The sequence below is a fragment of the Paenibacillus sp. Dod16 genome (assembly GCF_049893405.1).
GTDB lineage: Bacteria > Bacillota > Bacilli > Paenibacillales > Paenibacillaceae > Paenibacillus_AQ.
On record NZ_JBNDYG010000003.1, the window covers coordinates 116,015 to 129,788 of the forward strand.

At 48.5% G+C, this 13,774-nt stretch carries 14 protein-coding genes and 1 other RNA gene; 8 read left to right on the forward strand and 7 right to left on the reverse strand.

The genetic code is table 11. The features are described from left to right. Positions 1-30 precede the first annotated feature (30 nt). Positions 31-1,470, reverse strand: a complete 1,440-nt coding sequence (locus ACPV3A_RS02565; protein ID WP_071223102.1) for an ammonium transporter — start codon at positions 1,468-1,470, stop codon at positions 31-33. A gap of 316 nt (positions 1,471-1,786) precedes the next feature. Between ACPV3A_RS02565 and ACPV3A_RS02570 the strand changes: the two genes are divergently transcribed. Both ACPV3A_RS02570 and ACPV3A_RS02575 read left to right on the forward strand, forming a co-directional pair. After that, a complete protein-coding gene (locus tag ACPV3A_RS02570) occupies positions 1,787-2,236 on the forward strand; it encodes a MerR family transcriptional regulator (protein WP_071223103.1) in 450 nt (149 codons plus the stop codon). A gap of 42 nt (positions 2,237-2,278) precedes the next feature. Then, positions 2,279-2,959 carry a zinc metallopeptidase gene (locus ACPV3A_RS02575; protein ID WP_009594846.1) on the forward strand — a complete coding sequence of 227 codons (681 nt, stop codon included), beginning with the start codon at positions 2,279-2,281 and terminating at the stop codon, positions 2,957-2,959. Positions 2,960-3,080: 121 nt separating this feature from the next. Here ACPV3A_RS02575 and ACPV3A_RS02580 read toward each other — a convergent pair whose 3' ends face one another. Together ACPV3A_RS02580 and ACPV3A_RS02585 are read right to left on the reverse strand one after the other, a co-directional pair. Further along, complete coding sequence (locus tag ACPV3A_RS02580; protein ID WP_071223104.1) at positions 3,081-4,001, reverse strand: LysR family transcriptional regulator; 921 nt, start codon at positions 3,999-4,001, stop codon at positions 3,081-3,083. A gap of 90 nt (positions 4,002-4,091) precedes the next feature. Beyond that, a complete protein-coding gene (locus ACPV3A_RS02585; RefSeq protein ID WP_426198048.1) occupies positions 4,092-4,706 on the reverse strand; it encodes a rhomboid family intramembrane serine protease in 615 nt (204 codons plus the stop codon). Between the two features lie 121 nt (positions 4,707-4,827). On the opposite strand from ACPV3A_RS02585, the gene tpx reads away from it, so the two are divergent. Beyond that, the gene (gene tpx, locus ACPV3A_RS02590) at positions 4,828-5,346 is read left to right on the forward strand and encodes a thiol peroxidase (protein WP_071223106.1); all 519 of its coding nucleotides are present in this window, start codon (positions 4,828-4,830) and stop codon (positions 5,344-5,346) included. 72 nt (positions 5,347-5,418) lie between these two features. Here tpx and ACPV3A_RS02595 read toward each other — a convergent pair whose 3' ends face one another. The 3 genes from ACPV3A_RS02595 to ACPV3A_RS02605 form a co-directional block, all read right to left on the reverse strand. Next, on the reverse strand, positions 5,419-5,811 hold the full coding sequence (locus ACPV3A_RS02595) for a DUF1499 domain-containing protein (protein WP_006211699.1): 393 nt from the start codon (positions 5,809-5,811) through the stop codon (positions 5,419-5,421). A gap of 145 nt (positions 5,812-5,956) precedes the next feature. Further along, positions 5,957-6,148: non-coding RNA, 6S RNA (gene ssrS / locus ACPV3A_RS02600), on the reverse strand. A gap of 43 nt (positions 6,149-6,191) precedes the next feature. Beyond that, positions 6,192-6,995, reverse strand: coding sequence for a YesL family protein (locus ACPV3A_RS02605; RefSeq protein WP_113060342.1), 804 nt, complete (start codon positions 6,993-6,995; stop codon positions 6,192-6,194). A gap of 187 nt (positions 6,996-7,182) precedes the next feature. Between ACPV3A_RS02605 and ACPV3A_RS02610 the strand changes: the two genes are divergently transcribed. Beyond that, positions 7,183-7,284 (forward strand): sporulation protein YjcZ, encoded by a 102-nt coding sequence (locus ACPV3A_RS02610; RefSeq protein WP_194543886.1) that lies wholly within the window; start codon positions 7,183-7,185, stop codon positions 7,282-7,284. A 181-nt stretch (positions 7,285-7,465) separates the two neighbouring features. Here ACPV3A_RS02610 and ACPV3A_RS02615 read toward each other — a convergent pair whose 3' ends face one another. Then, a complete protein-coding gene (locus ACPV3A_RS02615) occupies positions 7,466-9,067 on the reverse strand; it encodes a DEAD/DEAH box helicase (RefSeq protein WP_426198049.1) in 1,602 nt (533 codons plus the stop codon). A 286-nt stretch (positions 9,068-9,353) separates the two neighbouring features. Here ACPV3A_RS02615 and ACPV3A_RS02620 point away from each other — a divergent pair, with 286 nt between their 5' ends. The 4 genes from ACPV3A_RS02620 (at position 9,354) to ACPV3A_RS02635 (ending at position 13,763) form a co-directional block, all read left to right on the forward strand. Continuing rightward, on the forward strand, positions 9,354-10,175 hold the full coding sequence (locus ACPV3A_RS02620) for a YitT family protein (RefSeq protein WP_071223109.1): 822 nt from the start codon (positions 9,354-9,356) through the stop codon (positions 10,173-10,175). A 172-nt stretch (positions 10,176-10,347) separates the two neighbouring features. Beyond that, the gene (locus tag ACPV3A_RS02625) at positions 10,348-10,542 is read left to right on the forward strand and encodes a hypothetical protein (RefSeq protein ID WP_426198050.1); all 195 of its coding nucleotides are present in this window, start codon (positions 10,348-10,350) and stop codon (positions 10,540-10,542) included. A gap of 508 nt (positions 10,543-11,050) precedes the next feature. Further along, positions 11,051-12,118: a putative glycoside hydrolase gene (locus ACPV3A_RS02630; protein ID WP_426198051.1), complete on the forward strand. Its 1,068-nt coding sequence runs from the start codon at positions 11,051-11,053 to the stop codon at positions 12,116-12,118. A gap of 268 nt (positions 12,119-12,386) precedes the next feature. Continuing rightward, on the forward strand, positions 12,387-13,763 hold the full coding sequence (locus tag ACPV3A_RS02635) for an MATE family efflux transporter (protein ID WP_426198052.1): 1,377 nt from the start codon (positions 12,387-12,389) through the stop codon (positions 13,761-13,763). Positions 13,764-13,774: the final 11 nt, after the last annotated feature.

Here is a 13,774-nt window from a genome sequence, read left to right on the forward strand (position 1 = left end):
CATAATCAATAACCATTTAGAGTTTTATATTTATAACGCCGTATCGCTTCCAGGTACCCCTTTGCCTCCGGAACGAAACTCTGGTAATTTCCCTTCCGATTCCGCCAGAAGTTTCATTTGCTCCGGATATCCGTAAGTTCCATGTTCGCTCATATCTAGACCCACTAATTCTTCTTCCTCCGTTACACGGATACCCATCGTAATTTTCATGAGGTACAGAATAATGAATGAGATCACGAGAACGAATGCAAACGTACCGATGAGGCCCAATAGCTGAACGCCAAGCTGACCGAAGCCCCCGCCGTAGAACAAACCTTCTTTGCCTACGCCTGTAATTTCAACAAGTCTCGGTGCTGCGAACAAACCGGTGGATACAGCCCCCCACATACCGGCAATACCATGTACGGAGAATGCATATACAGGATCATCAATGCCTTTGCGGTCAAACCACTGTGCCGTAAAGAAGGTAATCGTACCGGCTACTGCACCGATAACAACAGCCGCCCAAGGTTCCACGAATGCACAGGCCCCCGTGATGGCCACAAAAGCAGCAAGAATACCGTTCAACATGCTAGGAATATCTGCTTTGCCAAGAACCGCCCAAGAGATCAGCAATGCCGCTAGTGCACCTGCCGCAGCCGCGATATTCGTATTTAAAGCCACAAAACCGAAGAAGCCGTCCGTGAGTGCGGAGATGGTGCTGCCTGGATTAAATCCGAACCAACCGATCCAGATGATGAATACGCCGAGCACCGATAATACCTGGTTGTGGCCCGGAATGCTGTTAGGCTTCCCGTCCTTATTATATTTGCCAAGCCGTGGCTTCAGAAGAACGGTAGCCACCAGCGCCGCTGTAGCACCTGTCAAGTGAACGACCGTCGATCCGGCAAAGTCCTGCATACCCAGAGCTCCGAGCCAGCCTCCGCCCCATACCCAGTGAGCAACAATCGGATAAATCACGATGGTGAACAGCAATCCAAACACGATATAGACGCTGAGCTTTGCCCGTTCTGCCATACCACCGCAAGCGATGGCCAAGGATACGGCCGCAAAGGATAAGTGGAACAAAAACATAATGGTTGTCGGCACATCGTAAGCGGACAAGGAATCAAAAGAGCCAGCCGCATTGTCGCCACTTAAGAAAAAACCTTCAAATCCGAAAAAACTGTTCCCGTTGCCGAATGCCAGGCCAAACCCTAGTGCCCAGAAGGCAACGATCGAAATGCCGAAGGTCAGGAATGTTTTGCCTGCAACGTGGCCTGCATTCTTCATACGGACAGATCCGGCTTCCAGCAGTGCGAACCCTGCTTGCATGAAGAATACGAGCAATGCTGCCAAGAATACGAACACGGAGTTCAAACCAGCCGTTAATTCAACGTTCGTGGCTCCCCCATCAGCGGCGAACGCGCTCGCCGGGAATGCAAGCAATGCGATTACTCCCGCCATTAAACCTAGCCATCTTTTTCCCATGTTTTACACTCCCCTTAATGTAAACTATTATAACATAACCTTGAATTCATATTGTCATTATAGGGGGGTTAACCAAAATCTGCAACGATTATTTTCATAAAAAACGAAGTTTGTGTAATATAATCTAACATTAAGTGCATACAGTGCAAATCCTCAAACATCATGTATCGATTAAAAAAAACCAGGCTTCAAGATTTTTTGTCACAACTATGACGTTTGACTGTATGGTTCAAGATCATGTATCATATTTCTATTAAAATGAAAATATAAATGCATTCATTAATTTCCAATTCAATGAAAGCTTGTGAGGTGATGAATGATGGGGATCACGAGCGGAAACCTTTTCCGAATCGGTGAGCTGGCCAAAGTTGCCGGAATCAGCGAAAGAACCATTGACTATTATACGAAGCTGGGTTTGATCTCCCCTGAAAAACGGACGTTAAAAAACTACCGGTTGTACAGTTCTGAAACCTTAAGCACTCTCGAACGTATTAATCAGTTAAAGCAAGAGAAATATACTCTCGATGAGATTAAGGAGAGACTTGATCGCTGGAAGTCGGTTCCCGATGATTCCGAAATGACGGAGAAGCTAACCAAGCTCGAAATACAGATGAAACAGCTGGAACGGGATGTGAAGGAACTCAACCCGCTTCTGAGTGAATTAAAGCCAAGTCAAGCCCGGGAAGTACTCGCTAACATTCTTCCTAAAGGGGCTGCTTGCATCGAGTCGCTACAAATCTTGCTGAACCAGTTCACTTCGATGTAATGGTGAAGAACCAAATAACAACTTTGTATGGGGGTATGATACATGTATTCTGACTGGATGTTTATTCTCATTATTATCGCTTTTATATTCTCGCTATGGGCCCAGTTCCGGGTCAAAGGCACGTTTAACAAATGGGCCAAGGTCGAGAACAGCACCGGCATGACAGGATACGATGCTGCCCGGCATATGCTGGATGCCAACGGCCTCCATGATGTGCCGATTGAACCGGTGCCAGGCACACTCTCCGACCACTATGATCCAACCAAACGCGTTGTGCGTTTATCGGAGCCCGTTTATTATGAACGCACGATCTCGGCTGTCTCTGTTGCTTGTCACGAGGTTGGCCATGCGATCCAGCATGCCGAGCACTATCCGATGCTTGTAGCCCGTCACAAAATGTTCCCGGTCGTAAACTTCGCATCGGGTATCGCTCCGTTTCTCTTGATTGCCGGATTCCTGTTCCAAGCTATGAACCTGGTCGGTCTCGGCATCATCTTCTTCTCTTGCGCCGTTGCCTTCCAGCTCGTCACCCTGCCGGTCGAGTTTAACGCAAGTAACCGTGCTCGTCAGCTGATGGTTCAAGAAGGCTATATCGCCAATGACGAAGAACGCGGAGTTGCTAAAGTATTGAACGCCGCGGCCTTGACCTATGTCGCTGCAGCTTTGATCTCTCTGCTCGAGTTGATCCGTTATATCATGATCTTTACGAGCAACCGGGAATAACTCAATAAAAACACAACAACAAAGGGCTTTCCTCTCTACCTGGATCGGTGGAGAAGGAAAACCCTCTTTTTTTTATATATGTTATTTTTGATTAATGAAGCCAGGTTAGGGAGTTGATGCGTCAGTCCGCTTTCCCTTCCTTTTTCGGCGACGGATCAATACCAAAATATTGAAGCAGAAACGCACGGAATGCCTGAGCAACCGGTGGCAGCTTCTCGTCCGCGCGGTGGATCAGACCGATGGAACGCGTTACCTTCGGCTCCGAGATCCGGACGCGTGCCGGCTGCAGAGGATTCGTCTGGAATAGGGCCATTTCAGGAAGCAGGCTGACCCCCATACCGGCCGCAACCAGCCCGCGGATCGTATCCGTTTCCTCGCCTTCAAAAGCAATCTTCGGCGTGAACCCTGCTTCAAGACAGGCATGCCACACAATTGGACGCAAGGAGTAGCCTTTGCTGAACAGCACAAAGCGCTCCTCTTTCAACTGCTCCAGCTTGATGGACTGCTCCCCCGCAAGCGGGTGATTCGGCGGCAGGATCGCAAACAGCTCCTCTGTCAAAACGATATCCCCATCCACTTGATCATGACGATCCGGAAACGGCGACACAAATGCCAGATCCACTTCAGCTCCAACCACGTCCCGGATCAGTGTCGGGAACATCCCCTGCTTGAACCGGAACTTCACGTTCGGATATTTCTTCCGGAATTCAGCCACAATGGACGGAATCAAATGGATGCCCAGGCTGTGTGGGAATCCGATGCGGATCTCTCCCTGTTCCGGGTCCAGAAATTCATGTATCTCGACGACCGCACGGTCCAAGTCCTTCATAATGCTCTCCACCCGTTTGCAAAAAAGCTGGCCTACCGGGGTTAACTGCAGATTCCGGCCTTTTTGCATGAACAAATTAACACCAAGCTCTTCTTCCAACTGATGTATTTGACGGCTGACGGCTGACTGAGCCACATGAAGCTCTTCTGCCGCTTGGGTAACGTGTTCCTTTTGCGCAACCTTTACAAAGTATTGCAACTGTCGTAATTCCACGCCTTTTATCGCTCCATTCTTATTCCCTAGAAGACTTGAAGACTTTATCAAATCATCCAATTCTATTATAACAGACCCTCTAAGGTCCGATTATGTTCGACGTTTAAATAATCGAATCATGAGACCGTAGAGGAAAAATCCGCCTACCAATCCGCCGACATGCGCTACAAGGCTGACCCCTGGGGTAAACGAGAACAGTATCCCCAAAATAAGCAGGGTGAACAGCGTCTTACGGGACGACTCATCAATGACATGCTGCTGGAACAGGGCAATGTACAGATAAGCGCCATAAGCTCCGTAAATGGCTCCTGAGGCGCCTACAAGGAAGGTATAGTCCTCCATACGCTCATAATAAGCCAATCCGATTACATTACCGAGAACACCGCTGAGCAGATACAGAATGGCAAACTTCCAGCTCCCCATGATTCTTTCCAGCGGGGGAACAAATACCAGCAGTGCGAAGCCGTTAAACAATACATGATCAAATCCGTTATGCAGAAACATCGCCGTAAAGTATCTCCATGCCTGATCAACGAATTGCGGCAAATCCGATAAAGCCCCATATTTCAGCAGCGTAACCGGATTTCTGGAACCGCCGTCTAAGGATGTGATCACAAACATCACCAGGTTAATGACAAGCAGCAGCGATGTAACGGGATAATAACGCAAATAACTTTTCCAATTTTCATAACGTACGAATATCATAGCATCCTCCTCATCCTAAACCAGGGCAGGGATGCTCCTAGTGGACATACCCTTTTTAAAAAGATTATAATGTACCATGAACCTGATCACCAAACTTTGATATCCAAGGAGGAGATTTCTCATGGCTCAAGAACGTTCAGGAGCTGCCACTTTCAAAGGCAATCCTATTACACTCATCGGTCCACAGCTCAAGGCTGGTGATGCCGCGCCGGATTTTACAGTGAGCAAAAACCTGCTCGAAGACGTATCTCTTAAGGATTATGCCGGTAAAATCAAGCTGATCAGCGTCGTTCCTTCCCTCGACACCGGGGTATGCGATGCACAGACGCGCCGTTTCAATGAAGAAGCTGCTGGTCTGGGCGATGATGTGGTGATCCTTACGATCAGTGCCGACCTTCCGTTCGCTCAAGCCCGTTGGTGCGGAGCTGCAGGCGTTGACCGGGTCATTACGCTCTCCGACTATAAATCGCGTTCTTTCGGTGAAGCGTATGGCGTGCTCATCAAGGAATTCCAACTCGACATGCGTTCGATCTTCGTCGTGGATACTAACGATACCATCACCTATGTTGAATACCTTGGTGAGATGACGGAGCACCCGAATTACGAAGCCGCGATCGATGCAGTAAAATCTTTGCGGTAACACGCCAAAAGCTACATACACTGCACACTTTTAAAAAGCGGGAGAGCAGCTCTCCCGCTTTTTCTTATTCTACTAAGCATCCACTTTATACTTGCTCAGTTTTTTATCCAGAACAGCGTACAGGTTCAAGATAACCCGGTAGTTCGCTCCCAGATCCCCTAGGGAACCGCGGGAAGCCGAATACATATCAACTGCGCTGCGAACCGGACTGATGCCGAGCACGGATACGGTAATGTCCAGTGTACGTCCAAACGAGGTTCTTTTCTCGAGCGTGATCTCTCCCACGGATTTAACCTCATGCAGAACTTTGTAACCCGGAATTTTTTTCAGTGTCGAGGAAACCTCTTCAAAACACTTTTCTTTTGAAAGATTGTAATAACGCGTCTTCAGCTTGGGATCTTTAGCACGGTCGCTTGTGCCGTCATAGCTGCGCACGATACCAATTAGAACTCGTTTTAATGACAAAGACCGTTCCTCCTTTATAAATGACCGTTCCTTTCCATACTCTAGTTTAACATTGTTTATGCTTTCAGCAAACCTTTATATATAGCAAAAAGGCACCTCTTTCACTTCGAATTCGAAATGAAAGAGGTGCCCATTCATTGACTTAACGAAACCCGCCTATGCCGTCCGGTAAACATTGTCTTCGAACCTGCATTAGCAGGTGGGTGACCGCAGAACCGCTTATGAATTCCCCTTGTCATATAGACAGGGCATTTCAGCCACGATTACGTATAGATCTCCCTAGACATCGTCATTGGTTCAAAACAACGGAAAACCGAAACGAACATCGCAGGATGTAGTCTTATTATAGGGGGTTTTGCCGGAAAAGTAAACCTCGCGTACTAAGGTTTCGATCCGTTCTCTCCCTTTTTGGCAGATTCCATGCTTTCCAGAAGAGCTTGTTCGGTTTCGGACTCCTCTTCCTCCGCTTTCTTCATCTTCTCCTGCTGTTCCTGCATTTTGGTGAAGGTGGCATAGAAATTAAAGAATGCAAACAATGCCATCAGGCAGAACAGGAAGAACACGAACAGCACCGGCATCTGCGTGCCGATATACGCCAAGACAGCGCTTCCGATCAAAGTCGAAAATACGCGAAACGGACGAATCAATGTCAGCAGCACCGCATTTTTTAACAGCTGCGTCGTTTTCATCTCATAATGAACGGTCATGGAGAAGAAATTAAACAGGGAAACAAACAGCACGATAAGCAGCACGAGCATCACAATGCCGACAAGCTGAAAGCCATCAAGCTGCGTCATATAAACCGTGTAATCCACGTACATAATCACGAACAGCAGCGTGTAAAAAATACCGCCGATCATGCTCTGCTTATAATTTTCCTTATAACCCTTGAAGAACGTTTTAAATACGGACACGTCCGGATTGCCCATTACCCATTTGCGTACAACGGTAAATAAAGCCGCCGTAGCCGGAAACAAAACAAACGGTGATAATATTCCCAGAACCCAGTTTGACAGCAGCTGCTCATTATGCGCATCCGGTGTCTGAACGGCCATCAGGAATTTGGTTAGAACGATAAACAGGAAAGGCGATGTACAAATAACCCACAAGATGTTCGAAAAAGCAATACGGGTAATCCACTCGGTGAGCTTGTATAAGCCACCCATGGCTCCTTTCATTTCCAAATCCGTTTCCTCCTCACTCAAATCATGCATGTATCTATTAATATACCTTATTTTGTACATGCATTGCCAGAGCCTAATTTAGACGACCTGGGCATTTATCCAATCCAGTGCCCCTGTTTCTCCATACGATATCACGTAATCCGTTCAACAAGCTTGAATTTCCAAATTTAAAGAGGAGGGATTATGTATGTCTTGTGAAGGCGGCGGTTACGGCTACGGAAGTAATGTTGGTATTGTTCTGGTTCTGTTCATTCTCCTTGTCATTATTCTCAGCACATTCTACATCTAATGTCTCTTTGAATCATGAAGTGAAACAGATCAGCTAGGTATTGCTCTAAAACTGCGAGTTTAAAGGGGATGCACCCTGGGTGCATCTTCTTTAAACATGAATAAAAGACGAAGCGCGGCGTGGGCAGCTGCTTCGTCTTTTATGTTTGGTTTCTTCAGTCAGAAGAAATTACGCGTATAAATTATTCGTCTCCGCTCCGGTTAGGACGACGCTCGCCGCCGCTGTAGGAACGAGGTTTACGGTCACCGCTATTGTTGCGGTCACGGTTGTAGCCACCGCCCTCGCGGTTGCCATAACTGCTGCCGCCTCCATCACGGTTGTATCCGCCTTTGGAGTAGCCGCCACGGTTACCACCGCTGCCGCTGCCGCCATCACGGCGATATCCGCCGCCGCTGCTGCGGCCGCCATAGCCACCGCTTGGCTTGCGACCATTGCGGATGTCCGGCTTCCGGCGTTTTGCACGGATCGGATCTTCAGGCGTCAGATGAATATCGGATGCTTCCTTCTTGTCGCCTGTCAGGATTTTCATTGCAGCTGCCAGCAGCTGTACGGAATCGTACTGCTCCAGCAATTGAATCGCAAGACCTTTGTATTCGGTCAATTCACCCTGCTCGATGATTTCAAGCACTCGCTCAGCGATGATACGTTGTTTGCCTTCAATCGCTTCGGCAATCGTTGGCAACGGCTTGCGTGGAATACGATGACGAGTCACACGCTCGATGAAATACAGATGATCCATTTCACGCGGTGTCACGAAAGACCAAGCCGTACCTTCCTTACCCGCACGGCCTGTACGTCCAATACGGTGTACATAACTTTCCGGATCTTGCGGCAAGTCAAAGTTTACAACATGGGTAACGCCGGATACGTCGAGACCGCGCGCTGCCACATCGGTTGCCACGAGGACATCGATGCTTCCGTCACGGAATTTACGCATAACGGTATCACGTTGGTGCTGGGACAGATCACCATGAAGACCATCCGCCGAGTATCCGCGTTTTTGCAATGCTTCTGCCAATTCGTCAACACGGCGCTTGGTACGTCCAAAGACGATCGCAAGCTCAGGTGACTCCATGTCCAGAAGGCGGCTCAATGCTTCGAATTTTTGACGTTCAGGAACTTCGATATATGCTTGATCAATCAGAGGTGCACTAACGTGCTTAGGAATAACGGATACATGCTCAGGTTCCTTAAGGAACTGGGATGCCAGCTTCTGAATGTTAGCCGGCATAGTTGCGGAGAACAGCAAGGTTTGACGTTCTTCAGGAACAAGCTTCAGGATCGACTGGATGTCTTCCATGAAGCCCATGTCCAGCATTTCATCCGCTTCATCCAATACAACGGTTTGGACATCGTCAAGTCGGATGGTTTTTCTGTTGATGTGGTCAAGTAGTCGACCTGGTGTGCCGATAATAATTTGAGGCTTCTTTTTCAAAGCGCGGATCTGACGCCCGATATCCTGTCCGCCATAAATAGCCAAGGAACGGATTCCTTTAAAACGGGACAGTTTACCGATTTCTTCTGCAACCTGGATGGCAAGTTCACGGGTCGGTGTCATAATCAGAGCGACGATACGCTCCTCTTCCTTGGCGATTTTGTGGATAAGAGGAAGGCCGAATGCTGCTGTCTTACCAGTACCCGTCTGTGCTTGTCCAATCATATCCTTGCCGGTGAGAGCAATCGGAATGGATTGGGATTGGATCGGTGTGGCTTCCTCAAAGCCAAGTTCAGTAATTGCTTGCAGCACGCGAGGCTCCAAGCCAAAATCTGCGAAATTTTTCAATAGGTTCATACTCCTTCTATCTGTGGACTTCCACTTTCTTCTCTGTATTCTTAAGTAGTGGTAACGTTTATAGGCTTTCCCGGCCAGCAGGATTTTCTGCACGAGGTGAACCGGTATATTTCTCTTATCACCAGTATGATGACTGGTTAATGTATAATCATCCTGATAAGCTTGCAAAGTTATCAATGTAACGGACTACTCAAGAATATCCAATACATTATATCACAAAACATTTCTGGAATACCAGCAAGCTTAAAGAAGTCATAATAACCGGGAGGTGATTCCTATGTTGAAGCGTCTATGGACCTATTTCTCGATCGTGTTCGGCGGCATCATTATCGCCGGCGGATTTAATTTGTTTCTGATTCCCCATCATCTGCTCAGCGGAGGCGTTTCCGGCGTGGCCCTAATTATCGGCTACTTCACGCCGCTTAATATCAGCGTCATGTATTTTGTGCTCAATATCCCGATTCTTATCACAGGTTGGTTCAAGCTCGGCAAAAGGTTCGTTGGTCTCAGCGTTCTCTCGGTTATCGTTACAACCCTATTCCTGGAGCTCATTCCGGTCACCCCGGTTGCAACCGACATGCTGCTGTCCTCGGTGTTCGGCGGCGTGCTTGTCGGATTCGGTACCGGCCTCTCCTTTCGGGTTGGCGGTTCCACCGGGGGCTTTGATATTATCGGCTCCCTCGTTACGAAATATCGGGACTTCCCCGTAGGAAGTGTACTCGTGACGCTGAACGCCATCGTCATTATGGCTGTTGCTTATTTGGAAAACGATTGGAACTTGGCCCTTGCCTCCATGGCCTCCATCTATATTGCCGGAAAAATGGTCGATATGCTCCACGTCAGTCATATCAAGGTTACCGTCTTTATTGTAACGAACCAGACGGAAGCCCTGCTGGAGAAGCTGCTTAAGCGCCCCCGCGGCATAACCAAGATCAAAACCGAGGGGGCCTTCAGTCATAAAGAAAAGGATATGCTTATGACCGTCACGACGCGATATGAGCTGGCTGAGCTAAAACAGATTATTACAGAGACAGATCCCCTTGCCTTTGTTAATATCGTGGAAACCACGGCTGTCATGGGTCAATTCCGCAAGAACTAAATATTTACCACCTGTCAGGGTAAGGTAAATATGTGGTATAATATTTGTGCGCGGTTCCTACAATATTCATGAGATCTGTTTCCCGGGCATCGCTTTGGCCCAATTTTAATTGTTTTTCCGTTTTACAAAAGAACGTCCTGCCTAACCAATTTGGAAGGAAAGGGTGATTTTTATGGAAATGGAAACGGTAAAATTGTCACAAATCGTCATGAAGTGGTTCCCGGAAATGTTATCGTTCTTTAGACAGAACGAACTAAATTCCATGATCGTTCTTAGGGACGGGCTGAGTATTCTGGAGCCGGAGGACGCTCTTGAAATTATTCAGTTCAGCATTTGCGAGCATCAGAACCAAACGCCGCTTCATTAATTTTTATGCAGCACGTGAATATCGCACGACAAGTGCCGTTATTCTCCGGTAAAATTCACCGGTGAGTAACGGCATTTTTTTATGGATAAATGTAAATTCTATAAGCACGTCATTTCCCACCAGCAGATAAAGCTGCATGTAAACGCTGTCCGCCTTCTTACGGGTATTATATTCCGATGCTAGTCACTCCCCAAGTTCACACGTTGTTCACGGCCACCTGCCACAAATGTCGATATTTAGCGTTTAAAACACCCTTGACCCGTTTAATGAACTAAGTACGCTCACCCGCCGTTTCCAATTTATTGTCGATTGTAACAATCCTGTTCTTTTTGTAGGCATCCGTTCCTTTATAATCATGATGTGAATGTACACAAGGGAGAGAGTAATTATGAATATCATCTTGGCTTTATTCATCTTGGCTTCCGCGGGCTTCGGCGGTTCCAGTCCGCAAGATAACAATCTTACCGCCAAACTTCAGGCATCGTGAAATACCGCCGTGATTCAGGGCATGCACCAAAAGAACAATCAAGGTCAGGGCCAATCCGACATCAAGCCAAACACGACGGAAATCGATCCGCAGATTGACGCTCCTAAAGTCAAAGGCATTTATGTAACGGCTTATAGCGCAGGCGGCTCCAGAATGAATCAGCTCGTGGATCTTATGGACAAGACCGAACTCAATGCCATGGTCATTGACATCAAGGACGATGAAGGATACATAACGTACAAAACCGATAATCCGAAGCTTAAGGAACTCGGTAAATCCCAGCCTTTTATCAAAGACATCAAACAGCTGATGAAGCGGCTGGAGAAACACGATATTTATCCGATCGCCCGAGTTGTCGTGTTCAAGGATACCATTCTTGCCAAGAAAAACCCGGAGCTTTCCTTCCGTAAAGGAGACGGCAGCGTGTGGACCAATGGCGGGGGCGACAGCTTCGTTAACCCGTACAGCAAAGAGGTATGGGATTACAACATCGAGATCGCCAAGGAAGCCGCCAAACTCGGGTTCAAGGAAATCCAGTTTGATTATGTCCGTTTTCCGGAGGGCTTTGAGAAACGCGCCGATTCGCTGAAGTATACCAAAACGGATCAATCGCGCGTGGACGTGGTATCCGATTTTGTGCAGTATGCCCGGGAAGAACTCGCGCCGCTTGGCATCCGCGTATCCGTTGACATCTTCGGCTATGCGGCCTCGGTGCCTGCAGCAGAAGGCATCGGGCAGGACTTCGTCAAAATTTCCAAAAACGTCGATATCATCAGTCCGATGGTATACCCAAGCCATTACACGGCAGGCTGGTTCGGCTCCCCCGTACCGGACAAGGCTCCTTACCAGACCATCAAGGGATCCATGGAAGATACTCACAAGAAGCTCGAAGAGCTGGGAGAGCAGAAGCCGATCATCCGGCCATGGATTCAGGACTTTACCGCGAGCTGGCTCGGAAGCGGTAATTATGCCAAGTACGGGAAAAAGGAAATCGAAGAGCAGATTCGCGCCCTCAAAGATACAAACGTCGATGAATATTTACTCTGGAATGCTTCCAACCGGTATACGGAAGGCGTCACTCATAAATAATTCAATTATCCATTCGCAAAGGGTCGGCCATCAACATGGCCGGCCCTTTCTGCGTTCAAGCAGCTCGGTGAGATCTCTTGACAGCAGATGCTATGATGATGGGTAGGGCTGGCTTGCCCCTTAATCTGTCAAATTGACGCACTCCAATTCAACGATTGGTTGAGTTTTGGGTCGCCGCTCAATAAGCCAGTTATTGTCCCCAACCATAGCAGAACCCTACAATATGGGGGCACCGTCCGAAAACTACAATAAGGAAGGCACATCGCACATGCAACCGACTACGACAACACGGGGAAAGCTGAAGCAATTTGCAATCATTCTTATCCCCATCTTAATTACGCAGCTAGCCTTATCGGCCATTACTTTTTTCGACACCAACATGTCCGGAAAATTCAGCTCAGCCGACCTGGCAGGCGTAGCAATCGCGACAAGCATCTGGATCCCGGTCCAAACCGGCCTTAGCGGAATTCTGATGGGGATCACCCCCATCGTTTCGCAGCTCATTGGCGGGCGACAGGAAAATAAAGTCGCTTATCAAGTGAACCAGGCGCTCTGGCTGTCCATCTTACTTGCCATCGTCGTCCTTGCGATCGGGTATGCCGTTGTACCGAGCATTCTCGGAGCTATGAGCCTGGAGCCGGAAGTTCGGCGGATTGCCTCCCAGTTTCTCGCCGCCATCTCGATCGGCATCATTCCCCTGTTCGCTTATACCGTACTGCGCAGTTTTATTGATGCACTCGGGCAAACTAAAATTTCCATGGTGATCACGCTGATTACCCTGCCGGTGAATGTAGGCCTGAATGCGCTGTTCATTTATGGATTCTGGGGCTTTCCAAGAATGGGGGGCGTGGGCGCCGGTATCGCCTCCGCGATTACATACTGGACCGTACTCATCATCGCCATCGTGGTCATCCATAACCATCATCCGTTCTCTTCATTCGGCATCTTCAGGCAGCTTCAGGGTGTTTCATTGAGCGCATGGAAAAGCCTGTTAAAAATCGGCGTGCCGATCGGGTTCTCCATCTTTCTGGAGACCGCCGTCTTCGCTGCGGTGACGTTGCTTATGAGCAGCTTTGACACGGCAACGATTGCCGCTCACCAAGCGGCCCTGAATTTCGCTACGACACTGTATATGCTGCCATTAAGCATATGCATGAGTCTGACCATCCTTGTAGGCTTCGAGACCGGCTCGGGACGAATGAAGGATGCCTGGAAGTACGCGAAACTGGGCATCAGCACAGCCGTTATCCTGTCGCTGATCACGGCTGTCATCCTGTTTATGGCCGGCCGCCAGGTTGCCGGATTATATTCCAACGAGCCTGCCGTCGTGGCGCTGATCCAGCAGTTTCTGCTGTTCGCGATCTTCTTTCAGATCTCGGACGCGATCGCCACGCCGACCCAAGGAGCGCTGCGGGGCTATAAAGACGTGAATGTCGCCTTTATGCTCGCTTTTCTGTCGTTTTGGGTGATTGGTCTGCCCGTAGGTTATGTGCTCGCCAACTACACCGATTGGCAAGCCTTCGGCTACTGGATCGGGTTAATCACGGGCCTTGCCGTCGGCGCTGCCCTGATGCTTATGCGTCTGGTCAAAGTTCAACGCAAGTTCGCACGCCAGGTACATGCTCCATCCCGATCCGCATCCTAATGTCAGTCGAA

Bases quoted from the DNA above. Each gene is read 5' to 3' on its own strand.
- ACPV3A_RS02565 (WP_071223102.1), bottom strand. From the start codon at position 1,470: ATGGGAAAAAGATGGCTAGGTTTAATGGCGGGAGTAATCGCATTGCTT.
- ACPV3A_RS02570 (WP_071223103.1), top strand. From the start codon at position 1,787: ATGATGGGGATCACGAGCGGAAACCTTTTCCGAATCGGTGAGCTGGCC.
- ACPV3A_RS02575 (WP_009594846.1), top strand. From the start codon at position 2,279: ATGTATTCTGACTGGATGTTTATTCTCATTATTATCGCTTTTATATTC.
- ACPV3A_RS02585 (WP_426198048.1), bottom strand. From the start codon at position 4,706: ATGATATTCGTACGTTATGAAAATTGGAAAAGTTATTTGCGTTATTAT.
- tpx (WP_071223106.1), top strand. From the start codon at position 4,828: ATGGCTCAAGAACGTTCAGGAGCTGCCACTTTCAAAGGCAATCCTATT.
- ACPV3A_RS02610 (WP_194543886.1), top strand. From the start codon at position 7,183: ATGTCTTGTGAAGGCGGCGGTTACGGCTACGGAAGTAATGTTGGTATT.
- ACPV3A_RS02620 (WP_071223109.1), top strand. From the start codon at position 9,354: ATGTTGAAGCGTCTATGGACCTATTTCTCGATCGTGTTCGGCGGCATC.
- ACPV3A_RS02625 (WP_426198050.1), top strand. From the start codon at position 10,348: ATGGAAATGGAAACGGTAAAATTGTCACAAATCGTCATGAAGTGGTTC.
- ACPV3A_RS02630 (WP_426198051.1), top strand. From the start codon at position 11,051: ATGCACCAAAAGAACAATCAAGGTCAGGGCCAATCCGACATCAAGCCA.
- ACPV3A_RS02635 (WP_426198052.1), top strand. From the start codon at position 12,387: ATGCAACCGACTACGACAACACGGGGAAAGCTGAAGCAATTTGCAATC.